22 protein-coding genes are annotated in these 24704 nt (G+C 72.7%); 13 read left to right on the forward strand and 9 right to left on the reverse strand.

Annotated features, from left to right (window positions below; all coding sequences use genetic code 11):
• Positions 1-29 precede the first annotated feature (29 nt).
• Positions 30-368 carry a metalloregulator ArsR/SmtB family transcription factor gene (locus O7622_RS10700; protein ID WP_282313209.1) on the forward strand — a complete coding sequence of 113 codons (339 nt, stop codon included), beginning with the start codon at positions 30-32 and terminating at the stop codon, positions 366-368.
• Entirely contained in the window at positions 365-2056 is a 1692-nt protein-coding gene (locus tag O7622_RS10705) for a SulP family inorganic anion transporter (protein ID WP_282313210.1), read from the forward strand. Before O7622_RS10700 ends, O7622_RS10705 begins: the two co-directional genes overlap by 4 nt.
• Here the strand turns inward: O7622_RS10705 and O7622_RS10710 are convergent.
• Positions 2053-2727, reverse strand: a complete 675-nt coding sequence (locus O7622_RS10710) for a DUF4386 domain-containing protein (RefSeq protein WP_282313211.1) — start codon at positions 2725-2727, stop codon at positions 2053-2055. The two genes, O7622_RS10705 and O7622_RS10710, sit on opposite strands and share 4 nt — an antisense overlap.
• An 84-nt stretch (positions 2728-2811) precedes the next feature.
• Here O7622_RS10710 and O7622_RS10715 point away from each other — a divergent pair, with 84 nt between their 5' ends.
• From O7622_RS10715 to O7622_RS10725, 3 genes are all read left to right on the forward strand, one after another.
• Positions 2812-3516 (forward strand): TetR/AcrR family transcriptional regulator C-terminal domain-containing protein, encoded by a 705-nt coding sequence (locus O7622_RS10715; protein WP_282313212.1) that lies wholly within the window; start codon positions 2812-2814, stop codon positions 3514-3516.
• Between the two features lie 218 nt (positions 3517-3734).
• Positions 3735-5129: a stress response protein gene (locus O7622_RS10720; RefSeq protein WP_282313213.1), complete on the forward strand. Its 1395-nt coding sequence runs from the start codon at positions 3735-3737 to the stop codon at positions 5127-5129.
• Between the two features lie 307 nt (positions 5130-5436).
• Positions 5437-5610, forward strand: a complete 174-nt coding sequence (locus O7622_RS10725; protein WP_282313214.1) for a hypothetical protein — start codon at positions 5437-5439, stop codon at positions 5608-5610.
• Here O7622_RS10725 and O7622_RS10730 read toward each other — a convergent pair.
• Both O7622_RS10730 and ilvD read right to left on the reverse strand, forming a co-directional pair.
• A complete protein-coding gene (locus tag O7622_RS10730) occupies positions 5542-6009 on the reverse strand; it encodes a hypothetical protein (RefSeq protein WP_282313215.1) in 468 nt (155 codons plus the stop codon). The two genes, O7622_RS10725 and O7622_RS10730, sit on opposite strands and share 69 nt — an antisense overlap.
• An 82-nt stretch (positions 6010-6091) precedes the next feature.
• Positions 6092-7939, reverse strand: coding sequence for a dihydroxy-acid dehydratase (ilvD, locus tag O7622_RS10735; protein WP_282313216.1), 1848 nt, complete (start codon positions 7937-7939; stop codon positions 6092-6094).
• Positions 7940-8049: 110 nt separating this feature from the next.
• On the opposite strand from ilvD, the gene O7622_RS10740 reads away from it, so the two are divergent.
• The 5 genes from O7622_RS10740 to serA all read left to right on the forward strand — a co-directional run bounded on the left by O7622_RS10740 (position 8050) and on the right by serA (position 16064).
• Complete coding sequence (locus tag O7622_RS10740) at positions 8050-10485, forward strand: bifunctional diguanylate cyclase/phosphodiesterase (RefSeq protein WP_282313217.1); 2436 nt, start codon at positions 8050-8052, stop codon at positions 10483-10485.
• A 180-nt stretch (positions 10486-10665) separates the two neighbouring features.
• Positions 10666-12561 (forward strand): acetolactate synthase large subunit, encoded by a 1896-nt coding sequence (locus O7622_RS10745; RefSeq protein WP_282313218.1) that lies wholly within the window; start codon positions 10666-10668, stop codon positions 12559-12561.
• Positions 12562-13077, forward strand: a complete 516-nt coding sequence (gene ilvN, locus O7622_RS10750) for an acetolactate synthase small subunit (RefSeq protein WP_018786257.1) — start codon at positions 12562-12564, stop codon at positions 13075-13077.
• Positions 13078-13135: 58 nt separating this feature from the next.
• Positions 13136-14149: a ketol-acid reductoisomerase gene (gene ilvC / locus O7622_RS10755; protein ID WP_013284505.1), complete on the forward strand. Its 1014-nt coding sequence runs from the start codon at positions 13136-13138 to the stop codon at positions 14147-14149.
• Positions 14150-14465: 316 nt separating this feature from the next.
• Entirely contained in the window at positions 14466-16064 is a 1599-nt protein-coding gene (gene serA, locus O7622_RS10760) for a phosphoglycerate dehydrogenase (RefSeq protein ID WP_282313219.1), read from the forward strand.
• 61 nt (positions 16065-16125) lie between these two features.
• Here serA and O7622_RS10765 read toward each other — a convergent pair whose 3' ends face one another.
• Entirely contained in the window at positions 16126-16482 is a 357-nt protein-coding gene (locus O7622_RS10765) for a hypothetical protein (protein WP_282313220.1), read from the reverse strand.
• Positions 16483-16785: 303 nt separating this feature from the next.
• Positions 16786-17658 (reverse strand): FAD:protein FMN transferase, encoded by an 873-nt coding sequence (locus O7622_RS10770; RefSeq protein WP_282313221.1) that lies wholly within the window; start codon positions 17656-17658, stop codon positions 16786-16788.
• A gap of 218 nt (positions 17659-17876) precedes the next feature.
• On the opposite strand from O7622_RS10770, the gene O7622_RS10775 reads away from it, so the two are divergent.
• Together O7622_RS10775 and O7622_RS10780 are read left to right on the forward strand one after the other, a co-directional pair.
• Entirely contained in the window at positions 17877-18908 is a 1032-nt protein-coding gene (locus tag O7622_RS10775; RefSeq protein WP_282313222.1) for a 3-isopropylmalate dehydrogenase, read from the forward strand.
• Positions 18909-19096: 188 nt separating this feature from the next.
• Complete coding sequence (locus O7622_RS10780) at positions 19097-20191, forward strand: branched-chain amino acid aminotransferase (protein ID WP_282313223.1); 1095 nt, start codon at positions 19097-19099, stop codon at positions 20189-20191.
• A 54-nt stretch (positions 20192-20245) separates the two neighbouring features.
• Here O7622_RS10780 and O7622_RS10785 read toward each other — a convergent pair whose 3' ends face one another.
• From O7622_RS10785 to O7622_RS10800, 4 genes are all read right to left on the reverse strand, one after another.
• Complete coding sequence (locus O7622_RS10785) at positions 20246-20986, reverse strand: tyrosine-protein phosphatase (RefSeq protein ID WP_282313224.1); 741 nt, start codon at positions 20984-20986, stop codon at positions 20246-20248.
• Between the two features lie 51 nt (positions 20987-21037).
• Positions 21038-21502 carry a PRC-barrel domain containing protein gene (locus O7622_RS10790; protein ID WP_282313225.1) on the reverse strand — a complete coding sequence of 155 codons (465 nt, stop codon included), beginning with the start codon at positions 21500-21502 and terminating at the stop codon, positions 21038-21040.
• Between the two features lie 193 nt (positions 21503-21695).
• Positions 21696-22226, reverse strand: coding sequence for a carboxymuconolactone decarboxylase family protein (locus O7622_RS10795; RefSeq protein ID WP_282313226.1), 531 nt, complete (start codon positions 22224-22226; stop codon positions 21696-21698).
• 2 nt (positions 22227-22228) lie between these two features.
• Positions 22229-22789 carry a peroxiredoxin gene (locus O7622_RS10800; protein WP_282313227.1) on the reverse strand — a complete coding sequence of 187 codons (561 nt, stop codon included), beginning with the start codon at positions 22787-22789 and terminating at the stop codon, positions 22229-22231.
• A gap of 315 nt (positions 22790-23104) precedes the next feature.
• Here O7622_RS10800 and cimA point away from each other — a divergent pair, with 315 nt between their 5' ends.
• The gene (gene cimA / locus O7622_RS10805; RefSeq protein ID WP_282313228.1) at positions 23105-24703 is read left to right on the forward strand and encodes a citramalate synthase; all 1599 of its coding nucleotides are present in this window, start codon (positions 23105-23107) and stop codon (positions 24701-24703) included.
• Position 24704: the final 1 nt, after the last annotated feature.

The following is a 24704-nucleotide window of genomic DNA, read 5'->3' on the forward strand; positions in this document are numbered from 1 at the left end:
AAGTCTTCAGGGTCGTCGAAGGGGTGTTCATGTCGGTGCCGCTGTACCAGGCCAAGGCGGAGCTGTTCCGCACCCTCGGGCACCCCGTGCGCATCCGGGTGCTCGAACTGCTCCAGGACGAGCCCAAGCCGGTCCGCGACCTGCTCGCCGCCATCGACGTGGAGGCGTCGAACCTCTCCCAGCAGCTCGCCGTGCTGCGCCGGGCCGGCATGGTCACCTCGTACCGGGACGGCCCGCTGGTGATGTACGCCCTCAGCACCCCCGACGTGGCCGACCTGCTCGCCGCCGGACGGCGCATCCTCGGCGCGGTCCTCACCGACCGGGACGGCCTGCTGGACGAGCTGCGGGCTTCCGGGACGGACCGGTGAGCGCGGCTGCCCTTCGCGCCGGTGACGTCGTACGGCAGGCGGGCCGGCTGTTCCGCGGGCTGCTGCCCGGCCGGGCCGACTGGGCGGCCGCGCGCCGCTCACCCCGGCGCGACCTGCTCGCCGGGCTCACCGTCGCCGTGGTGGCGCTGCCCCTGGCGCTCGCCTTCGGCGTCACCTCGGGGCTCGGCGCGCAGGCCGGCCTGGTCACCGCCGTCGTCGCCGGAGCAGTCGCGGCGGTCTTCGGCGGCTCCAACCTCCAGGTCTCCGGTCCCACCGGGGCGATGACAGTCGTGCTGGTGCCAGTGGTGCAGCAGTTCGGCGCCGGTGGCGTGCTGATGGTCGGCGCGCTGGCCGGGCTGATCCTGATCGCGCTCGCGGTTGCTCGCCTCGGCCGGTACGTCCGCTACCTGCCGGCCCCGGTGATTGAGGGCTTCACCGCCGGCATCGCCGTGGTCATCGCGCTGCAACAGGTGCCGTCCGCGCTCGGCGTCACCGCCGCGCACGGCGAGAAGGTGTGGGCGGTGGCCGCCGACGCGGTCGCCCGGTTCGCCGCGCACCCCCGGCCCGCCGCGATCGCTGTGGCGCTCGGCGTGGCGGCGCTGATGCTGCTCGGCGGCCGGTGGCGGCCCGCCGTGCCGTTCTCCCTGGTCGGGGTGGCCGCCGCGACGATCCTCGCCGAGCTGGCCCCGATCGACCTGGCCCGGATCGGCGAGCTGCCGCAAGGGCTGCCCGCGCCGTCGCTGGACTTCGTGGACCTCGGCGCGCTGGGCGTACTGCTGCCGAGCGCCCTGGCAGTGGCCGCGCTCGCCGCCCTGGAGAGCCTGCTCTCCGCGACGGTGGCGGACGGCATGACTGTCGGCGAGCGGCACGACCCGGACCGGGAACTGTTCGGCCAGGGCCTGGCCAACCTCGCCTCCCCGGTCTTCGGCGGCATCCCGGCGACCGCCGCCATCGCCCGTACGGCGGTGAACGTCCGCGCCGGGGCGTCCTCGAAGCTCGCCGCGCTCACCCACGCGGTCGCCCTCGCCGCGATCGTGCTCGCCGCCGCCCCGCTGGTCGGCCGCATCCCGCTGGCCGCCCTGGCCGGGGTGCTGCTCGCCACCACGGTACGGATGGTGGAGGCGGCCTCCCTGCTCGCGCTGATGCGGGCCACCCGGGCCGACGCGGTGGTGCTGGTGCTGACGTTCGCCGTCACGGTGATCTGGGACCTGGTGACAGCAGTGGTCGTCGGGCTCGCCGTCGCGGTCGTCCTGGCGCTGCGCGCGGTGGCCCGCAGCGCCAAGCTGGAACAGGTGCCGCTGGACACCGGCGAGCACAGCGACGAGGAACACGCGCTGCTCGCCGAGCACATCGTCGCGTACCGGCTGGACGGGCCGCTGTTCTTCGCCGCCGCGCACACCTTCCTGCTGGAGCTGGCCGAGGTGGCCGACGTGCGGGTGGTGATCCTGCGGATGTCCCGCGTCTCCACCATCGACGCCACCGGGGCCCAGGTGCTCGGCGATGCCATCGCCCGGCTGCGCGGCCGGGGGATCACCGTGCTGATCTCCGGCATCACCCCGGGCCACGACCAGGTGCTCAGCACGCTCGGCGTCGCCGACGAGCTGCGCCGCGAGGGCCTGGTGTTCGCGGACACCCCGGCCGCCATCCGGTACGCCCGGGGTGTCGCCCTCGCCGCGAGCCCCGCCTAGGCTTCGGTCCCTTGGAGTGCCCGCCTGCGCACGCCGAAGACGATCAGGTAGCCGAGGATCCACAACTCCCCCACCGTGGCGGGAACCACCAGCAGGTCGCCGGCGAGGCCGGCGCCGGGGGCGAGGTAGGCGACGAACGTCATGAGCACGTAGCCGGCACCACCGGCGACGAGGACCCAGCCCAGCGGCCGGGGCAGCCAGCCCGACCGGAGCACGCACCAGCCCATCGGCACCAGCCAGAGGCCGAAGAAGAGCCCGCCCACCTCCCACAGGTTCCCGCTGACCAGGTAGAGCAACTGGACGGTGTCGGCGTCGCCCGGCCCGGCGGTCGCGACCTGCAGGGCCGTCGCGAGGACGGCGGCGCTGCCGAGGATCGCGACGGCGTTCACCAGCCCGAAGGCGGCGATGCTGCCCGAGGCGGTGCCGTCGACGGTACGGAACAGGCGGTGGAACCAGACGGCGGTGAGCGTCTGGGTGAGGACGACGAGCAGTTCGAGGGCGATGCCGACCCGGGCCAGCGACTCGTGGGCCACCAGGTTGGCGAGCGTCGTGCCCGCGTCGTCGGCGTCGAAGATCATGGGACGGACGGTGAGGAACCCCAGCGCGCCGGTGACGGCGAGCCCGAGGTAGAACAGCCCGGTCACGCGGGCGGTGCGGATCAGCTGGTGCATGGCGGCTCCTCGGGGGTGGTCGACGTGCCGTGGCCGGGTCGCCTTACATCGTAAGGCCAACCATACGTTGTAAGGTCAAGGGAGATGGGAAGCCGGATGGGAGCGAGGAAGCCTCGGGAGCCGCTGAGCCGCGAGCGGGCCCTGGCCAGCGCGATCGCCCTGGTGGACGCCGAGGGGATGGCGGCGCTCACGATGCGCCGGCTCGCCGCCGAACTCGGCGTCGAGGCGATGTCGCTCTACCACCACCTGCCCGGCAAGGCCGGGCTGCTCGACGGACTCGTGGACGCCGTCGCCGCGGAGATCACCTCAGCCGCCGAGCGGGCCGAGGCGGACGCGCCCGGCGGTGACTGGCGTACCCGGCTGCGGCTGCGCTTCCTCGCCGCGCGTGCGGTCATGCTGCGGCACCCGTGGGCCCCGGCGCTGCTCAGCTCCCGCCCGGCAGTCCCGGCGGGGGTGTACGCCTACTACGACGGCATCCTCGCCACCCTCGTCGAGGGCGGCTTCTCGTACCGGATCGCCCACCGGGCGCTGCACGCCTTCGGGAGCCTGGCGCTCGGCTTCGCGCAGGAGGTGTTCCGGCCGGACGCGGGCGGGGAGGCCGACGTGGACGCGGCGGAGGCCGAGCTGGTGGCGCTGGCCGAACGGCTGCCGCACCTGGCCGCCATGGTCGCCGCCGAGGTGCACGACGTGGCGGATCCGACCCTCGGCTGGTGCGATTCTCAGACCGAGTTCGAGTTCACCCTCGACCTGCTCTTCGACGGCCTGGAACGACACCGCCCGAGCCACTGAACCGGCCCGCGCCATTCGCAGTCAGGTATCGGACTGAGAAGCCGACAAAAGCCGAACTGATGAGACGGCGTATCCGTCCGGCATTCGGGCTCGGCCGGGATGGATCGCTCGACATCCGACCGGTCAACTCTTTCCGTTCGTACGCGCCAATTGTCGCGCTGCTTTCCAGCCGGGCTCGCGAGTAACTTCTCGTACCACCGATTCACGAGGGGTCACTTATGTCTGAGGAAACCTGGCTCGCGGCGCGTCTGATTCCCACCTCGGGTATCAACGGCGCCGAGGAGCAGGAACGCCGGGCGACCTCCGCCCTGCTGGCCGTGATGAGCGCGGTCCGGGAGTTCGGGCGCGTCCTGACCCAGTCCGTCGGCGCGCCGGCCGGAGTCGTGCAGACCTTCATCGAGGTTCCGTTCAAACTCGGAAACCAGCAACTCTTCCCGGACGGCCTCATCCGCGTCACCAGGGGGCAGCGCCGATGGACCGCGCTCGTGGAGGTGAAGACCGGCAGTAACCCGCTGCGATCCGAGCAGTTGGAGGCCTACCTGGACATCGCGCGGGAACAGGGCTTCGACGCCCTCATCACGATCTCGAACGAGATCGCTCCCGTCCCGGGGCAGCATCCGACGACAGTCGATCGCCGGAAACTGCGGAAGGTCGCCCTGTATCACCTGCCCTGGACGGAGATCCTGACCCAGGCCGTGATTCAGAAGGAATACCGCGGCGTCGCAGACCTGGATCAGGCATGGGTTCTGGGCGAGCTGATCCGGTACCTCGAACACCCGCGTTCGGGCGCTCTCGAGTTCAGCGATATGGGACCGGCCTGGGTGCAGGTGCGGGACGGGGTGTCGGCCGGGACACTGCGGGCCGGCGACGGTGCGGCGGCACAGGTCGCCGGGCGCTTCGACGCCTTGATCCGTTACGCGTGCCTCCGGCTCGGCCGACAGTTGGGCACCGACGTGACTCCCGCGCTGAGCCGCCGCGACCTCGCCGATCCGGCCGCACGCACCCAGTCGCTTGCCAACCAACTCGCCAGTGCCGGCACCCTGAGCGGCAGCATCCGGATTCCGGGCGCGGTCGGGCACCTTCACGTGACGGCCGATCTGCGGGCCGGGCAGATCGTCTGCCACGTCGATGTCGACGCTCCCCGGTCGGGCCGGCCGACCACCCGGGTGAACTGGCTGGTCCGTCAGCTGAAGGACGCGCCGGACACGGTCCGGATCGAGGCATTCGCCATGCATGCCCGAGGCGGTGGCGCCACCGATCTCCTCCGCCAGGTACGCGCCGAACCGACGACGCTCATCACCGACCCCTCGCGCGAACTGCGGGCATTCCGTATCGCCCAGAGCACGGCTGCGGGAACCAAGCGTGGCAGTGGTAGGGGTGCCTTCATCGACTCCGTGCTGCACGCGGTCGACGACTTCTACGAGCAGATCATCCAGAACCTCAAGCCGTGGATGCCCGCGCCGCCCCGGCTGCGTACGTCGGAGGACGTGATCCCGGTTCAGCCGGTCGCTTCCAGCCTCGTCTCCACCGCCATCTCCTCCCAGGACAGCCCCGAGTTCGACACCCAAGGAACGTCCCGCGGCTCTGATTCCTCCAACCGCGCCGACGAGTGATCCCACCCTCTCGCCGTCGCGCTCCCGACCCGCACTGGTCGAGTTAGCCCAGCGGCGGTGGCCGCCCGCAGCTCGTCCAGGGCGGCAAGGGCGTACGGCGCGAGTGAGTCCTCGGCGCCCTCGCTCTCGGACCACTCGGCGTAGCCGCGCTTGAACGCCAGGACGCCCAGTTCACCGGCGAGGGTCGCGATCGGGGCGGGTGCGCCCCGGGCGACCAGCGCGGTGGTCATCGCCGCCGCCCGCCCTCCGCGCCGACGTTCCGGCGGACCGGCGGGTTCGGGCGGCGCACGCCGGGTACCAGGACGGCATGACTGATCCGGTTGAGCTGTCCGAACTGCACGCCGGTGGCGCCGACCCCGGCGACGTCACCCCGGAGGACCCGCACGCGGACCTGGACGGCACCGACGAGAACTCACCCGCGGAGTTCGGCCTGCCCATCGACGGCACCGCACCGGCCGACGAGGACCCCACCCAGTCCTGACGCGCCCGTCGCGTGGGCTGGCGGTCGCTGGTTGGGGAGGGCGGCGAGGCCGGCCAGCAATTCCCACCGCTCGGCCTCGGTGAGGACCGCGTACGCCGGGCCGTCGCGGCGGTCGGTGTCCGCCTCGATCGCCGCGCGTTCCGGGCCGTCCGGCAGCGCGCGGATCCCTTCGGCGGTCAGCGCGGCGGCCCGCCACGCGGCCCGGTGCGCGTCGGTGCGGTGGTGGCGCAGCGAGCCCGGCCGGGTGACGAGCAGCAGCGCCGGGGAGGCGCCCTCCGGCTCGTACGGCGGGGACATCGCCCGGAACACCGGCCCGCCGGTGGCCTGCGCGTGCGTCAGCACCCGGCCGACCAGGTCGGCGAGGCGGGGCACGATGCCCTGCTCCAGCTCCTCGTCCACCCTTCCGGAGGTTACCGGCGCGCTGGCGTTAAGAAGGGCCCCCTCCTCTACCGGAGGCGTTAAGAGGGGGCCCTTCCTTACGTCACCCGGGGACGCGACGGTAGGCGCCGTCGCTGGCCGAGGTCGCCATCGACGCGTACGCGCGCAGCGCCGCCGACACCGGGCGCTGCCTGTCGACAGGGGTGTACGGGCGGTCCCGCTTCTCCTCGGCCACCCGGCGTGCCTCCAGCTCGTCGGCGGGCACGTTCAGCTCGATCGACCGGCCCGGGATGTCGATGACGATCTCGTCGCCGTCGCGGACCAGCGCGATCAGCCCGCCCGAGGCCGCCTCCGGGGAGACGTGCCCGATGGACAGGCCGGAGGTGCCGCCGGAGAACCGGCCGTCGGTCAGCAGCGCGCAGGAGCGGCCCAGCCCACGGCCCTTGAGGAACGAGGTGGGGTAGAGCATCTCCTGCATGCCGGGGCCGCCCTTCGGGCCCTCGTAGCGGATCACCACCACGTCCCCGGCGACGATCTCCTTGGCGAGGATCGCTGTCACCGCGTCGTCCTGCGACTCGTAGACCTTGGCCGGGCCGCGGAACGTCAGGCACTCCTCGGGCACACCGGCGGTCTTCACCACGCAGCCGTCCGGCGCGAGGTTGCCGTGCAGGATGGCCAGGCCGCCGTCCGCGCTGTACGCGTGCTCCCGGTCCCTGATGCAGCCGCCGGCCGCGTCGGTGTCCAGCGACGACCAGCGGTTGGTGGTGGAGAACGGCTCGGTGGTGCGCACCCCGCCCGGCGCGGCGTGGAACAGCTCGACCGCCTCTCGCGTGGCCGAGCCGCCACGGACGTCCCAGTCGGCCAGCCACCGGTCCAGGTTGGGGGAGTGCACCGCGCGCACGTCGCGGTGCAGCAGCCCGGCGCGGTCCAGTTCGCCGAGGATGGCCGGGATGCCGCCGGCCCGGTGCACGTCCTCCATGTGGTAGTTCGGCGAGTTCGGGGCGACCTTGGCCAGGCACGGCACCCGGCGGGAGATCGCGTCGATGTCGGTCACGCCGAAGTCCAGCTCCGCCTCGCGGGCGGCGGCGAGCAGGTGCAGCACGGTGTTCGTGGAGCCGCCCATCGCCACGTCGAGGGCGACCGCGTTCTCGAACGCCTCCCGGCCGGCGATCGAGCGCGGCAGCACCGAGGCGTCGTCCTTCTCGTACCACTGCTTGGCGATCTCGACGACGGTGCGTCCGGCCTCGACGAACAGCGACCGCCGCGCGGCGTGGGTGGCGAGCGTCGACCCGTTGCCCGGCAGCGCGAGGCCGATCGCCTCGGTGAGGCAGTTCATCGAGTTGGCGGTGAACATGCCGGAGCAGGACCCGCAGGTCGGGCACGCGGAGCGCTCGATCTCGCCGAGCTGGTCGTCGGTGACCGCCTCGTTCGAGGAGGCGATCATGGCGTCGATGAGGTCGATCTTGGAGTGGACGACGCCCTCGATCGCCACCGTCTTGCCGGCCTCCATCGGGCCGCCGGAGACGAAGACGGTGGGGATGTCGAGCCGCAGCGCGGCGAGCAGCATCCCCGGGGTGATCTTGTCGCAGTTGGAGATGCAGACCAGGGCGTCCGCGCAGTGCGCGTTGACCATGTACTCCACCGCGTCGGCGATCAGCTCCCGGCTGGGCAGCGAGTAGAGCATGCCGCCGTGGCCCATGGCGATGCCGTCGTCCACGGCGATCGTGTTGAACTCCCGGCCGACGCCGCCGGCCTCGGCCACCGCGTCGGCGACCAGGCCACCGAGGTCCTTGAGGTGGACGTGACCGGGTACGAACTGGGTGAAACTGTTCGCGATGGCGACGATCGGCTTGCCGAAGTCGTCGTCGGTCATCCCGGTGGCCCGCCAGAGGGCCCGGGCGCCGGCCATCGTCCGACCGTGGGTGGAGGTCCTCGACCGCAGCTCAGGCATGACAACCAGTCTGACACCATCCGCGCGGCGACTCCGCCGCACGAACCCTGTGTCCCAACAGTTGCACACCCGGTCCCCCACGGGAGGCGCTCATCCGGCAGAGTTGACGCGTGCAGTCGTCCCCGGGGATGGTCACCGTCGCGGTGTTGAGCGGGATCACCGCGGCCGGTGCCGCCGTGCTGCTCGTCGCGTCGGTGCGGCGCCGCACCGGCCCCCGCCGGCCGGCTCACCTGCTGCTCGCGGTCGCCGCCGGTGCCGCTCTGTTCAGCCTCCTGGTCGGCCTGGGCGGTCTGCTGGCCGCCGGTGACCACTGGGCGCACCGGCAGGGCCAGCGGACCGGGTGGGCGGTCCTCGTCGCCGCCGGTACGACGCTCGCCGCGCTCGGCCTCGGCGCCGCCGTCCTGCGGCTGCCCGGCGCCGCCGCGACCCGGGCCGCCACCGCCCGGTTGCTGCTCGACGGCCTGATCATGGGCAGCGCGCTCTGGTTCGTCGGCTGGGTGGCGTTCAGCGAACCGACCCGGCTGCTCGGTGACGCCACCCCCGCCGCCTGCCTGCCGATCGTGCTGGCCACCGTGAGCGCGGCGCTCACCACGGGGCTCACAGTGATCGTCGTGCTGCGGGTCGCGCCGCCGCGCGGGTGGCTCACGCTGCTCGCCGCCGGCGCGACAGCGGTGACGGCCGGCGGGCTGGCCGTGTCCGCCGGGCTCTGCCAGGCCGGTCCGGGCGTGGTGCTCACCGGCGCGGTGCTGACCGCCGCCGGTCTGCTGGCCACCGCCGTGGCCGGGCGCCGGGCCGACCTGACGCAGCTCGACGTCGACTTCATCCGCCGCGACGGCGAGTACGCCTTCGTGCCGATGTTCGCCATGGCCGCCTCCGCGATCTACCACCTGGTGCAGGGCGGCGGGTTCGACGGGTACGCCATCGTGGCCGGCACGGTCGAGGGGTTCGCCCTGGTGACCCGGCAGTACCTCGCCCTCAACGACGTGCGCGGCTACGCGATCCGGCTGGCCGAGCGGGAGGCGCACTTCCGCGAGCTGGCGCACACCGACCCGCTGACCGGGCTGGCGAACCGGCGCGGGCTGCTGCGTGCCCTGCACCGCAGTGCCGAGGCGGGCGTGCCGTGCGTGCTGCTCGGGCTCGACCTCGACGGTTTCAAGAACGTCAACGACATGCGCGGGCACGACGTCGGCGACGCGGTGCTGATCGAGGTGGGGCGGCGGCTGCGGGGCAACCTGCGCCCGGGTGACCTGGCCGCCCGGCTCGGCGGCGACGAGTTCGCGGTGCTCATGCACGGGTCGGCCGAGCCCGGCCCGGTCGCCGACCGCCTGCTCGGGGTGCTCGGCCGCCCGTACGAGCAGGGCGACGGGCCGGTCTTCCTGTCGGTGAGCATCGGCGTGGCCGCCGGGCACGGTGAGCAGGACGTCGAACTGCTGCTGCGCAACGCCGACCTGGCGCTGCGTTACGCCAAGCAGCGCGGCAAGAACCGGATCGAGCGCTACGACGCCACGTACGACCAGTTGCTGAGCCGGCGTACCCGGATGGAGCACGAGCTGCGCGGCGCGATCGAGCGGGACGAGCTGCGGCTGGTCTTCCAGCCGGTGGCCTCGCTGCCGTCGGTGCGGCCGGTCGGCGCGGAGGCGCTGCTGCGCTGGCGGCACCCGGAGCTGGGCAACGTCCGGCCGGACGAGTTCATCCCGCTCGCCGAGGAGTGCGGGATGATCGCCAAGCTCGGCGCGTGGGTGCTGCACCAGGCCTGCTACCAGCTCTCCCGCTGGCTGGCCGACGGGCATGACGTCTGGGTGTCGGTGAACGTGTCGCCGCGCGAGCTGCACGCCCCGGAATACGTGGTCCAGGTCGCCGACGCGCTGCGCGCGCACCACGTGCCGCCGCAGCGGCTGGTGCTGGAGGTGACCGAGCACGCGGTCGCCACCGACCTGGACGAGCTGATCCGGCGGCTCACCGCGCTGCGGCTGACCGGCGTCCGGATCGCGCTGGACGACTTCGGCGCCGGTTACTCGTCGCTCGGCCAGCTCCGGCGACTGCCGATCGACATCCTCAAGATCGACCACAGCCTGGTCGCCGAGCACGAGCCGGTGCGGCCGGTCGGGCGGGACGGTCCGGCGTTCGCCCCGATGGTCGACATCGTCATGCGTCTGGGGCACCAGCTGGGGCTGGAGGTGATCGCCGAGGGCGTCACCAACCCGACCGAGCTGGCCGCGGTGGTGGCCGCCGGGTGCCGGTTCGGTCAGGGCGCACTGTTCGGCTGGGGCGTACCGGCCGAGCACCTGGAGGCGATGCTGGAGGCGGCCACGGCGCCCGGCAACCGGCACACCGCGATGCCGCCGGCGCCGCCGCCCGCGCCGGCGCGCGCCCCGTCGCCGCTGCTGCCCCGGCTGCGCAACAATCCGCCCGCCCCGCGTCCCTCGATGGAGGGGTCGTCGCAGGTGGCACCGGGCGCGGAGGGGGTCGCGACGGCCGACGCGCCCACGTCCGTGAACCAAAATGTGGGATCAGTTGACTCATCGCGTGAGATGCGTCAGGCTTAGCCGCATGTCGTCGAACCGGTCGCCGCGAGTACTTACCTGAGCGCACTCTCCCACCGAGAGTGCGCTGGCCCCGTGCATCCTGCACGTGGGCTTTTTTGTTGCCGTCGGACCATCGCCGGGACCTCCCCGTCCCATCCTGAGAAGCGCGTCACCCACTCACTTCCGAAGGCTTGAACCGCCATGACGAGACCCACGCCAGAGACCCTCGCCCACTCCGCCCGCCGTGCCCGCTCCGGCACCGGCGCGGCCGGTGACTCCGACCCCGCCGCCCGCCCCGGCCGTGCCGTCCCGGCGGCCGCCACCACCGAGACGCCCGTACGGGAGCCCGCCACCGCGCAGGTCTCGGGCGCCGGTTCGCTCGTGCGGTCGCTGGAGGCGCTCGGCGTCGACGTGGTCTTCGGCATTCCGGGCGGCGCGATCCTGCCCGCCTACGACCCGCTCTACGACTCCACGGTCCGGCACATCCTGGTCCGCCACGAGCAGGGCGCCGGGCACGCGGCCACCGGCTACGCGCAGGCCACCGGCCGGGTCGGCGTCTGCATCGCCACCTCCGGCCCGGGTGCGACGAACCTGGTGACGCCGATCGCGGACGCGTACATGGACTCGGTCCCGGTGGTGGCGATCACCGGGCAGGTGGCCCGGCCGTCGATCGGCACCGACGCCTTCCAGGAGGCGGACATCCAGGGCATCACGCTGCCCATCACCAAGCACAACTTCCTGGTGCAGACCGCCGACGAGATCCCCCGCGTGCTGGCCGAGGCGTTCCACCTGGCCGCGACCGGCCGGCCCGGCCCGGTGCTCGTCGACATCCCCAAGGACGTGCTCCAGGCGCCGGCGACGTTCTCCTGGCCGCCCACGCTCGACCTGCCCGGCTACCGGCCGACGCTGCACCCGCACGGCAAGCAGATCCGCGAGGCGGCCCGGCTGATGACCGGTGCCCGCCGTCCGGTCCTCTACGTCGGCGGCGGCGTGCTCAAGGCCGGCGCCACCGAGGGGCTGCGCAAGCTGGCCGAGCAGACCGGCATCCCGGTGGTCACCACGCTGATGGCGCTGGGCGCGTTCCCCGACTCGCACCGCCAGCACCTGGGCATGCCCGGCATGCACGGCACCGTCGCCGCGGTCTACGGCCTCCAGAAGGCCGACCTGATCGTGGCGCTGGGCGCCCGCTTCGACGACCGGGTGACCGGCAAGCTGGACTCGTTCGCGCCGGACGCGACAGTCGTGCACGCCGACGTCGACCCGGCCGAGATCGGCAAGAACCGGCACGCCGACGTCCCGATCGTGGGTGACGCGCGGCACGTGATCGACGAGCTGATCGCCGCCGTCACCGCCGAGCAGGCCGCCCGCCCGCCGGCCGACCTGACCGACTGGTGGGCCCAGCTCGACGACCTGCGCGAGCGGTACCCGCTCGGCTTCGAGGAGCCGGCCGACGGCACGCTCTCCCCGCAGTACGTGATCAAGCGGCTGGGCGAGATCGCCGGCCCGGACGCGGTCTACGTGGCGGGCGTCGGCCAGCACCAGATGTGGGCCAGCCAGTTCATCTCGTACGAGAAGCCGCACACCTGGCTCAACTCCGGTGGCCTGGGCACCATGGGCTACGCCGTCCCGGCCGCGATGGGCGCCAAGGTCGGCAAGCCGGACACCACGGTGTGGGCGGTCGACGGCGACGGCTGCTTCCAGATGACCAATCAGGAGCTGGCGACCTGCGCGCTGGAGGGCATCCCGATCAAGGTCGCCGTGATCAACAACGGCAACCTCGGCATGGTCCGGCAGTGGCAGACCCTGTTCTACGGGGAGCGCTACTCCAACACCGAGCTGGGCACGCACAAGCACCGCATCCCGGACTTCGTCAAGCTCGCCGAGGCGCTCGGCTGCGTCGGGCTGCGCTGCGAGAACGCCGCCGACGTGGACAAGACCATCGAGGCGGCCATGGCGATCAACGACGCGCCGGTGGTCATCGACTTCGTGGTCGGCAAGGACGCGATGGTCTGGCCGATGGTCGCCGCCGGCACCAGCAACGACGAGATCATGTTCGCCAGGGGCGTGCGCCCCGCGTTCGACGAGGACGAACTCTAGATGACGATGCACACGCTGTCCGTGCTGGTGGAGAACAAGCCGGGTGTCCTGGCCCGGGTCTCCGGGCTGTTCTCCCGGCGCGGGTTCAACATCGACAGCCTCGCCGTGGGCGAGACCGAGAACCCGGACGTCTCCCGCATCACCATCGTGGTCAACGCCGAGTCCTCGCCGCTGGAGCAGGTGACCAAGCAGCTCAACAAGCTGGTCAACGTGCTCAAGATCGTGGAGCTGGACCCGCAGGTGTCGGTGGCGCGGGAGCTGCTGCTGGTCAAGGTGCGCGCGGACCGCACCGCCCGCGCCCAGGTGCTGGAGACGGTCGGCCTGTTCCGCGCCCGGGTCGTCGACGTCGCGCCGGACACGCTGACCATCGAGGCCACCGGCACGCCGGACAAGCTCGACGCGCTGCTGCGCGACCTGGAGCCGTTCGGCATCAAGGAGATGGTCCAGTCCGGCACCGTGGCCATCGGGCGGGGTTCGCGGGCCATCACCGCCGGCCCGGCCCTGCGCGCCGCCTGATCCGTACCCACAAGTTTCTCGACGGGCCGACGGGCACCGCCGTACGAAAGGGAAGTCAATGAGCGTTGAGGTGTTCTACGACGACGACGCCGACCTGGGCCTGATCCAGGGCCGCAAGGTCGCCGTGATCGGGTACGGCAGCCAGGGCCACGCGCACGCGCTGTCGCTGCGCGACTCCGGCGTCGACGTGGTGATCGGCCTGCCCGCCGGGTCGAAGAGCCGGCCGAAGGCCGAGGAGCAGGGCCTGCGGGTGCTCACGCCGGCCGAGGCGGCGGCCGAGGCCGACGTGATCATGATCCTGGCGCCGGACACCGCCCAGCGTGGCCTCTACGCCGAGGCCATCGCGCCGAACCTGGCCGCGGGCAAGGCGTTGTTCTTCGGGCACGGCTTCAACATCCGGTACGGCCTGATCAAGCCCCCGGCCGACGTGGACGTGGCGATGGTCGCCCCGAAGGGCCCCGGTCACCTGGTCCGCCGCCAGTACGTCGACGGCAAGGGCGTGCCCTGCCTGGTCGCGGTCGAGCAGGACCCCAGCGGCAACGCGTTCGGCCTGGCCCTGGCGTACGCCAAGGCGATCGGCGGCACCCGAGCCGGCGCGATCCGGACCACGTTCACCGAGGAGACCGAGACCGACCTGTTCGGCGAGCAGGCGGTGCTGTGCGGTGGCGCGGCGGCCCTGGTGCAGACCGGTTTCGAGGTGCTCACCGAGGCCGGCTACGCGCCCGAGGTGGCCTACTTCGAGTGCCTGCACGAGCTGAAGCTGATCGTCGACCTGATGTACGAGGGCGGCATCGCCCGGATGCGTTACAGCATCTCCGACACCGCCGAGTACGGCGACCTGTCCCGTGGCCCGCGCGTGATCGACTCGCGGGTCAAGGACGAGATGCGCAAGATCCTCGGCGAGATCCAGTCCGGCGAGTTCGCCCGCGAGTGGGTGGCCGAGGACGAGGCCGGCCGGCCGAACTTCGCCAAGTGGCGGGCCGAGGGCGCGGCGCACCCGATCGAGGAGACCGGGCAGAAGCTACGCGCCATGATGAGCTGGGTCGACCGGCCGATCACCGAGACCGCCTGAGCTTTTCCCCCGTGCGGCCCGCGGTCCGACGCTCTCCCCGGCGTCCGGCCGCGGGCCGCCGTTCGTTCACGTGCTGGGACACGGTGGGCAACGCCTCGTCGCGCACCGTCCCCGGTGAACGGGGGATGACAGGCGTGCGACGGGCCTGTGTGAGGGCCCTCACCCCGCAGTCCGGGACACGCCGGGCGGGCGGCCACCTACCATCCTTGGTGTGGTGCCCGAGCGCACCCGACGGCCGTGGCACGGATCGGCGCAGGGCGCAGCGCGGCGCCCGGGCGCCCCAGGCCGAACCATTACCGAGCGTCTACGAGGACCGATGAATCCTGTCGTACTGATCGCCGAAGAACTCGCCCCCGCCGCCATCGAGGTGCTCGCGCACGACTTCGACGTGCGCCACGTGGACGGCACCGACCGCCCCGCTCTGCTCTCCGCCCTCTTCGAGGCCGACGCGGTGATCGTACGCAGCGCCACCCAGATCGACGCCGAGGCGATCGCCGCCGCGCCGCGACTGAAGGTGGTCGCCCGGGCCGGCGTCGGCCTGGACAACGTCGAGGTGCCGGCCGCCACCGCCCGGGGCGTCATGGTCGTCAACGCGCCCACCTCGAACATCGTCTCCGCCGCCGAGCAGGCCGTCGCGCTGCTGCTCGCGGTCGCCCGCAACACCGCCAGCGCCAGCGCCGCGCTCAAGGCGGGGGAGTGGAAGCGTTCCAAGTACACCGGCGTCGAGATCCAGGGCAAGACCGTGGGCGTGGTCGGCCTCGGCCGCATCGGCGTGCTCTTCGCGTCTCGCATCGCCGCGTTCGGCACCCGGCTGATCGCGTACGACCCGTACATCCAGCCGGCCCGCGCGGCGCAGCTCGGCGTCCGCCTGGTCGGGCTGGAGGAGCTGCTGCGGGAGAGCGACTTCATCTCGATCCACCTGCCCAAGACGCCGGAGACGGTGGGCCTGATCGGCGAGAAGGAGCTGGCGATCGTCAAGCCGGGCGTCCGGATCGTCAACGCCGCCCGCGGTGGCCTGGTCGACGAGCAGGCGCTCGCCGACGCGATCGCGGAGGGCCGGGTGGCCGGCGCCGGTGTCGACGTGTACGCCAAGGAGCCGTGCACCTCCTCGCCGCTGTTCGCCTTCGACAACGTGGTGGCCACCCCGCACCTGGGCGCCTCCACCAACGAGGCGCAGGACAAGGCCGGTCTCGCGGTGGCCAAGAGCGTCAAGCTCGCGCTCCAGGGCGAGTTCGTCCCGGACGCGGTGAACGTGCAGGCCGGTGGCGTGGTCGCCGAGGACGTCCGCCCGCTGCTGCCGCTGGCCGAGCGGCTGGGCCGGGCGTTCACCGCCCTGGCCGGCGGGGTGGCCGCCAGCGTCACCGTCGAGGTGCGCGGCGAGATCGCCGCCCACGACGTGTCGGTGCTCAAGCTCGCCGCGACCAAGGGGCTGTTCAGCTCCGTGGTGGAGGAGCAGGTCACCTACGTCAACGCGCCGCACCTGGCCGCCGAGCGGGGCGTCGAGGTCACGCTCGCCACGCCGGGCGAGACCGTCGACCACCCGAACCTGGTGACAGTGCGCGGGGCGCTGCCGGACGGGCGCACCGTCCGTGTCTCCGGCACTGTGGCACACACCGGCACCCGCGACGTGTTCAAGCTGACCGAGGTGGACGGTTTCGACGTGGAGATCGGCGCGGAGGGCATCCTGGTCTTCCTGCGCTACGCGGACCGGCCCGGCGTGGTCGGCACCGTCGGCACGCTGCTCGGCGAGGCCGGCGTCAACATCGCCGCCATGCAGGTGGCCCGCCGCGAGGCCGGTGGCGAGACGCTGATGACGCTCACCGTCGACCAGGCGCTCGGCGCCGACCTGCTCACGTCCGCCGCCGACTCGATCGGCGCGGTCGCGGCCAGCGCGGCCGACCTGCGCGACGTGTAGTCCGAACAGGACACATCGGGGCCCGGCCGAATGCGGCCGGGCCCTTCGTCGTCCCGGTGGGTCAGGAACGGACGCGGGCCGGTGGCGGGTAGACCGAGCCGTCCTGCGCGTCGAAGAGCATCAGGTCGTGCTCGCCGGCCAGCCGCTCGATGTCCAGCAGGACCTGGTCCGGGCAGGTCGGATGCAGGTTCATCTCGATGTGGTCGGCGGCCGTGTGCAGCGGTGCCACCTCCCACGGCGTGCCCGGCCGGGCCGGGCGGTCCGGATAGCTCGCCGTGATCGCCCGGTAGAAGGCGACGAGTCGCGGGTCGGGGTGCTGCTCGCCGTGGCGGCCCTCGCGGCACTGCTGCACGGCCGCCCGCACCTGCTCCGGTGTCGCCCCGTTCGGCAGGGCCCACACGCTCAGATCGAAACTCACGGCGGACAGCGTGCCATCCCGGGCCCGGCCCGTCACCTCTGCCCCACCGTGCGTTCACCGCTGATTGCCGACATCGTTCACCGGCGTCCGCTGTGGAGACTCTTGCGTCGAGTTGCGTCGATTCGCTAGCGTACCGATGCGGTTTCCGCTGAGTCGATCCCCGGCCCGTCTTCGGGTGGCGCGGTCGGGCGCCCGGCCCCTCGGCCCGCACCCCTCGATTGCGCGAGCCACGCGCACTCGTCGCTGACCGGCCCTCACGGTCGTTGCCGAGACCGTGGGGGCCGATCGCGCTCAGCGGCCGGCTCAGCGCCGGTGGTGTGCGAGCAGGGGGCGGTAGTCCGCGTCGTGGCGGAACCAGGCGAGCCCGGCCGGTCCGGCGGCGTACAGGGCGGTGGCGTAGGCGTCGGCGACTGCGAGGTTCGGGCCGAGCACGGTGGCGGCCACCAGCCGCTCGGTCGGCTCGCCGGTGTGCGGGTCGATGACGTGTCCCCGTCGGCCGGTGACGCCGGACGTGCCGACCGCGCCTGTCGTCATCTCCAGCACGACAGGTGTCCGGCGGGTGTCGGTGGGGTGGTGCACCGCGACGCGCCACGGCCCGCCGTGCGCCGCGTGCCCGCGTACCGTCAGGTCGGCGCCGCTGAGCACGGCGTAGTCGTGGATGCCGGCGGCGCGCAACCGCGCCGCGGCCCGCTCCACCGCCCAGCCGCCGAGCAGGCCGCCCGGGTCGAAGCCGCCGGGCACGGCCCAGGCGTCGAACCAGCCGTCGGTGGCCGCCCGCATCGCGGCGCAGAGGTCGATCAGGTCGGCCAGCGGGGGGTACGAGTCGGGGCTGATCTCGTCGCGGCGCAGGCGGGAGACGAGGCTGTCCGGCCGGTTCGGGCCGTAGGTGAGGTCGACGGCGCGCAGCTCGGCGACGGCGTCGCGCAGCGCCTCGCTGACCGCCCGGTGGCCGAACCACTCCGGCGCGTTGAGCAGCATGGTGTAGTCGGCGGTCGAGGTGGTGACGGTGTGGCGGACGCTGATCCGGCCGGACGCCGCGGCGCCGGACCGCTCGACGCGGTGGTTCGTGGCGCCCAGGTGCAGGTCCGGGCGGGCCGGGCGGAACGCGGACTGGTCGACCCAGCGGGTACGTGGCTGTTCGTCCGCCCAGCGGACCCGCCGGTGCTCGATCCGCATGACACCCGCCCCCTCGGTGGTCGCCGCTGCGTCGCGGCGGTGCCGGATTCCGGGCCCCCGTCGGCCCGTGAACTCGACCCTAAGCAGTGGAGATGACCGCAGCATGAGTGCCGGCTGGGAGCCTCCTGTGATTCGCCATCCCGGATGATGGAAGATTCGTACCGGGGGGCGGGACGGCGACGTACGGTTGCGCCTAACGACGAGACGAGGAGCCTCAGGTGGCACACATCGCGGTGGTGGCCGGCGACGGCATCGGACCCGAGGTGGTCGCGCAGGCCCGCAAGGTCCTCGACGCGGTGGTGCCCGGTGTCGAGGCCACCGAGTACGACCTGGGCGCGGCGCGCTATCACCGCACCGGCGAGGTGCTGCCCGACTCCGTCCTCGACGAACTGGCCGGTCACGACGCCATCCTGCTGGGCGCGGTGGGCGACCCGACCGTGCCGCCGGGTGTGCTGGAGCGCGGTCTGCTGCTGAAGCTCCGGTTCGCCTTCGACCAGTACGTCAACCTGCGCCCGTCCCGGCTCTGGCCCGGCGTCGCCGGTCCGCTGGCGGCGGTCAAGCCCGGCGAGGTCGACCTCGTGGTGGTCCGCGAGGGCACCGAGGGGCTGTACGCGGGCGCCGGCGGCGCGCTGCACCGGGACACCCCGGCCGAGGTGGCCACCGAGGAGAGCCTGAACACCAGGCACGGCGTCGAGCGGGTGATCCGCGACGCGTTCGCCCGCGCCGGTCGCCGGGAGCGGCGCAAGGTCACGCTCGTGCACAAGACCAACGTGCTCACCCACGCCGGGTCGCTCTGGGCGCGCGCCTTCGACGCGGTGGCCGCCGAGCACCCGGACATGACCACCGAGTACCAGCACATCGACGCCGCCGCGATGTTCCTGGTGACCAACCCGTCCCGGTACGACGTGGTGGTCACCGACAACCTGTTCGGCGACATCCTCACCGACATCGCGGCCGCCGTGACCGGTGGCATCGGGCTGGCGGCCAGCGGCTGCATCAACCCTGAGGGGCGCTACCCGTCGATGTTCGAGCCGGTGCACGGTTCGGCACCGGACATCGCCGGCCAGGGCCTCGCCGACCCGGTCGCCGCGGTGCTGTCCGCCGCGCTGCTGCTGGACCAGCTCGGCCACGCCGACGCCGCCGCCCGGGTCACCGCCGCGGTCGGCACCGAACTGGCCGGGCGTACGCCGGGCGCGCCGCTGCGCACCGAGGAGGTCGGCGACCGGCTCGCCGCCTACGCCGTAGCCTGACCGGGCCGACCCTCCTGGCGGCCCGGTACCGGGCGCCAGACCCGTCACCGGGCCCCACCCGAGCGTCCGGCGCGTCGCATCCGCCGGGGCGGAGCTATCCGCTGAACGACCGTTCGGGGTAAGTTTCTGGCACCAGTGACGTCGGCGTGCGATCTCGCATGCCGTGAACCCGCAGGGAGGTCAGCGCGATGAGCGGTGGTGACAAGCTCGATTTCGAGATCCGTCCGAATCCCGCGCCGGTAACCGCCGCCGACCGGGCCGCCCTGCTGGCGAACCCGGGCTTCGGCCGGGTCTTCACCGATCACATGGTGACCATCCGCTACGCCGAGGGCAAGGGCTGGTACGACGCCCGCCTGGAGGCGCGGGCGCCGATCCCGATGGACCCGGCCGCGGCGGTGCTGCACTACGCGCAGGAGATCTTCGAGGGGCTGAAGGCGTACCGCACCGGTGACGCGGTGACCATGTTCCGCCCGGAGGCGAACGCGGCCCGGTTCAACGGGTCGGCCCGCCGGCTGGCCATGCCGGAGCTGCCGGAGGAGACGTTCGTGGAGTCGCTGCGCCGGCTGGTCGAGATCGACCGGGCGTGGATTCCCGAGCACGAGGACGCCAGCCTCTACCTGCGTCCGTTCATGTTCGCCAGCGAGGTCTTCCTCGGTGTGCGCCCGGCCAACGAATACCTCTACTGCGTGATCGCCTCGCCGGCCGGTGCGTACTTCGCCGGTGGCGTGAGGCCGGTGACGGTGTGGGTCTCGCCGGACTACACCCGGGCCGCGCCCGGCGGCACCGGCGCGGCCAAGTGCGGCGGCAACTACGCCGCCTCGCTGGCGGCCCAGGCGGAGGCGATCGAGGCGGGCTGCGACCAGGTGGTGTTCCTGGACGCGGTGCAGCGGTGGTACGTCGACGAGCTGGGCGGCATGAACGTCTTCTTCGTCTACGACGACGGCAGCATCGTCACCCCGCCGCTGGGCGGCACGATCCTGCCGGGCATCACCCGGGACGCGATCCTCAGGCTGGCCGCCGAGGCCGGGCACGAGGTGCGGGAGGCGCCGGTCGCCTTCGACGACTGGCGGGCCGACGCGGCGAGCGGGCGGCTGCGCGAGGTCTTCGCCTGCGGCACCGCCGCCGTGATCACCCCGATCGGCGGCGTGCGCTTCCCCGACGGCGAGTTCCTCGTCGGCGGCGGCGAGCCGGGTCAGGCCACCATGGCGCTGCGGCAGAAGCTCGTCGACATCCAGCGCGGGCGCGCCGCCGACCCGCACGGCTGGGTCACCCGGGTCCTCTGACGGCGCTTCGCGGTGATCGAGGGGTTAGCTCCTCGATCACCGCGAGGCGGGTTGTCAGTCCAGGAGGTGGGTGCGGAGGGACTCCAACTGCGCCTCGGTGACGCCGGCGTGGGTCAGGTAGCCCTCGACGGACCCGTAGCCGGTGCGCAGTTCGGCGAGGAACAGCTCCATCGCCTCGGCCGGTGACTCCAGGAACGGCGGCGGCGGTTCCTCCGCGTCCGGCAGCGTGGCGCGGACCCACTCGGCGAAGCGCTGCGACGCGGCGGTGCTGAGCGCGTAGTCGGCTACCACGTCCCCGTCGGGCACCCCGAGCACTGCCAGCGTGAGCGCGCAGACGATGCCGGTGCGGTCCTTGCCGGCGACGCAGTGCACCACCACCGGGGCGTTGGCGCTGTCCGCGATCAGCCCGACCGCCTCGGCGAGCCCGGCGGTTCCGGTACGCGCCAGGTCGGCGTACCGGTCGGCCAGGTAGCGGGCCAGGCTGACACCGGAGGAGTCGAACCGGTTGGCGCCCCAGTCGGCGTGCTCGGGGTGGATGTGCCGGTAGGTCAGCCCGTCGTAGTCGGGCACCCGCCCGTCACGTTCCACCTCGGACGGCCGGCGCAGGTCGATGACGGTGCGGATGCCGAGCGCCGTGAACGCGCTCCGGTCGGTGTCGTCGATGCGGTGCAGCGAGTCGGAGCGGTAGAGCCGGCCGTGGCGGACGGTGCGCCCGTCACGAGCGGCGTGTCCGCCGACGTCGCGGAAGTTGAACAGGGCGGGAAAGGGGCTCTCCGGGGTGTCCACAGCTGACACGGTAACGGCCGGCGGGGTGTTCACACGTCCCCGCCGGCCGTCGCCGAGGTGTCAGGCGCGCGGCGGTACGTCCGGCGGCAGCGCCGAGTGTTTCTCGCCGTAGTAGCCGCCCAGCCGGTCCCGGTAGCCCGGGTCGGCGTGACTGGACCCGTCGTACTCCGGGGCGGCCTTGATCTGGTCCTTCTCCCGGTCGACGTGCACGGTGCGGGCGTCGTGGTCGACGTGGTTCACGGTCCCGGCCGGGAGCATCACCTTCTTGCCGAAGATCCACGGCCCGGTGTCCACGACCAGGTAGCTGTCGTCCACCTCGTGGCTCGCCCGGTCGATCTTGCCGATGGCGCCGTCGGTGGCCTCGACCTTGTAGCCGGTCAGGTCGGCGCTCGCCACACCCGCCTCGTCCCGGTAGCGCCACGGGTCGAAGGCGCCCGCCGGAGCGCCCCCGGCGACCGTGCCCCGGCCGTCGTCCAGGATCGGCTCGGTGCCGCCGTGCGTGGCGCGCGGATCCAGTCCGTCCATGTGCCGCCTCCCGTCCCCAGGGCCGCGGCCGTCGCGGCGCCGTCGTCAGTCGGGAGGGTTACCCACCCTGTCCGGGCACCAACCCGCCGACGGCCGACCCGCCGACGCCGAGGGGCCGGCGCCACGGTGGTGACGGCGGCCCCTCGGGTCGTCGGCCCGCCCGGTGCCGGTCGGGCACGTGCGGGCCGGTGGATCAGGCCAGTGCGGCCTCCGCGTCCAGGGTCACCGCGGCGGCGTGTACGACGGCGGCGATCCGCAGCCCCTCGTGCACCTGCTCACGGCTGAACCCGGCCGCGCGCAGCGTCTTCTCGTGCGACTCCAGGCAGACGCCGCAGCCGGTGATCGCCGAGACGGCGAGGCACCACAGCTCGAAGTCGGTCTTCTCCACGCCGGGGCGGGCGATGATCTGCATCCGCAGCCGGGCCGGCAGCGACGCGTACTGCTCGTCGCCGATCAGGTGCTTGGCCCGGTAGTAGACGTTGTTCATCGCCATGACCGCCGCCGCGCCCTTGGCCGCCTCGACCGCCTCGGGTTTGAGGTGACCGGCCGCCTCGGCGGCGATCTCCCGCAGCACCACCGGGTTGCGGGCCGCCACCGCGCAGGCCAGGGCGGTGCCCCACGCCTGCTCCGGCTTCAGCGTCGAGGTCGTGATGGTGGAGCCGAGGTTGAGCCGGATGTCCTTGGCGTAGTCGGGCAGGCCCGCCTTGATCGCGTCCAGGCCCATGGTCAGGCCCCGGCGCCGGCGAGGAGCGCGTTGGCGTCGAGCGTCGCGCCACCGGAGTTCCAGTTGCACGGGCACAGCTCGTCGGTCTGGAGGGCGTCGAGCACCCGCAGCACCTCGGAGACGTTGCGGCCGACCGAACCGGCGGTCACCATGACGAACTGGATCTCGTTGTTCGGGTCCACGACGAAGGTGGCCCGCTGCGCGACACCGTCGGCGCCGAGCACGCCGCAGGCGGAGGTCAGCTCACGCTTGATGTCGCTGAGCATCGGGAAGGGCAGCTCGCGCAGGTCCGGGTGGTCCTTGCGCCAGGCGTAGTGGACGAACTCGTTGTCGACGGAGACGCCGAGCACCTGGGCGTCGCGGTCGGCGAACTCGCCGTTGAGGCGACCGAACTCGGCGATCTCGGTGGGGCAGACGAAGGTGAAGTCCTTGGGCCAGAAGAACACGACGCGCCACTGACCCTCGTGGGACTTGTGGTTGATCGTCTCGAACGCCTTGTCGGCGTCGAGCGACACGCAGGCGGTGAGTTCGTACTCGGGGAAGTGGTCACCGACAGTGAGCACGGGTCCTCCTTGAGCGTGGCCGGGCGGGGCGGCCGGGCCAGTAACTGGATCAGTTCAAGATTCTTCCGTAGCCCCGTTTGCGCTCGGGACGGGCGGTGGCCAGGTGTGAAGACGGTCACCGCACGCGCGATCGTCCCGGAATATGGGTTTCGCCTCCCAAAACCGGGGCCGGGGTGGCAGAGTACGGGTCGTGACCAGCTTCGTCCTGATCATTAGCAGCTAGCGCGCCGGCCCTTCCCCCGCCGAGCGCGCAGACCTCCCGCATCCGCGGGGGGTCTTTTTGTTTGCTCCCCAGGGCACGAGAAGAGGACTCCGATGACGTTCCAGGTGTACGACACGACGCTGCGCGACGGCGCGCAGCGCGAAGGGCTCACGTACTCGGTTGTCGACAAGCTGGCGGTGGCCCGCCTGCTGGACGACCTCGGAGTCGGCTTCATCGAGGGCGGCTGGCCGGGCGCGGTGCCGAAGGACACCGAGTTCTTCCGCCGCGCCCGTACCGAACTGGAGCTGCGGCACGCGATCCTGGTCGCCTTCGGCGCCACCCGCAAGGCCGGCCTCGCGGTCGAGGACGACCCGCAGGTGCGCGGCCTGCTCGACGCCCGGACTCCGGCCGTGGCCCTGGTCGCCAAGGCGGACCTGCGGCACGTGGAGCGCGCGCTGCGCACCACCGCCGAGGAGAACCTCGCCATGATCCGCGACACCGTGTCGTACCTCGTGGCGCAGGGGCGGCGCGTCTTCGTCGACGGGGAGCACTGCTACGACGGATTCCGGTTCGACCCGGGCCACACCTCCGCCGTGGCGGAGACCGCGCTGGCCGCCGGCGCCGAGCGGTTCGTGCTCTGCGACACCAACGGCGGCATGCTGCCCTCCCAGGTCACCGCCGTGATCGAGGGACTGGTGGCGCGGACCGGGATCGCGCCGGAGCGGCTCGGCATGCACGCGCAGAACGACACCGCCTGCGCGGTCGCCAACACGATCGCCGCGGTCGAGGCGGGCGTCCGGCACGTGCAGGGCACCGCCAACGGGTACGGCGAGCGCCCCGGCAACGCCGACATCTTCGCGATCGTCGCCAACCTCCAGCTCAAGCTGGGCATGCCCGTCCTACCGGAGGGCTGCCTGGAACAGATGGTGCGGGTCTCGCACGCCATCGCCGAGATCGCCAACATCGCCCCCGACACCCACCAGGCATACGTCGGGGCCGCCGCCTTCGCTCACAAGGCGGGGCTGCACGCGAGCGCGATCAAGGTCGACCCGTTGCTCTACAACCACGTCGAACCCGCCGTGGTGGGCAACGACATGCGGATCCTGGTGACCGAGATGGCCGGCCGGGCCAGCATCGAGCTCAAGAGCCGCGAGCTCGGTCTGGACCTGGCCGGCCATCCGGACACCCTGTCCCGGGTCACCGGGCGGGTGAAGGAACTGGAGGCCGGCGGCTGGTCGTTCGAGGCCGCCGACGCCTCGTTCGAGCTGCTGGTCCGCTCCGAGCTGCCGGATGCCGCGCCGGCCCGGCCGTTCGCGCTGGAGTCGTACCGGGTGATCGTCGAGCACCGCGAGGACGGCGCCGTCGTCTCCGAGGCGACGGTGAAGATCCGGGTACGCGGCGAGCGGGTGATCGCCGCCGCCGAGGGCAACGGCCCGGTCAACGCGCTGGACGAGGCGCTGCGTGTGGGCCTGGCCCGGCACTATCCGGAGCTGCGCGACTTCGAGCTGGCCGACTACAAGGTGCGCATCCTGGAGGGCAGCCACGGCACCGGCGCTGTCACGCGCGTGCTCGTGGAGACGGCCGGCGCCGGGCGCGACTGGACCACGGTGGGCGTGCATCCGAACGTGGTCGAGGCGAGCTGGCACGCCCTGGTGGACGCGCTCACCTACGGCCTGGACCGGGCCCGGGTGCCGGACGGGAGCGCGGCCTGAC

It is taken from the genome of Micromonospora sp. WMMD1076 (genome assembly GCF_029581475.1).
GTDB lineage: Bacteria > Actinomycetota > Actinomycetes > Mycobacteriales > Micromonosporaceae > Micromonospora > Micromonospora aurantiaca.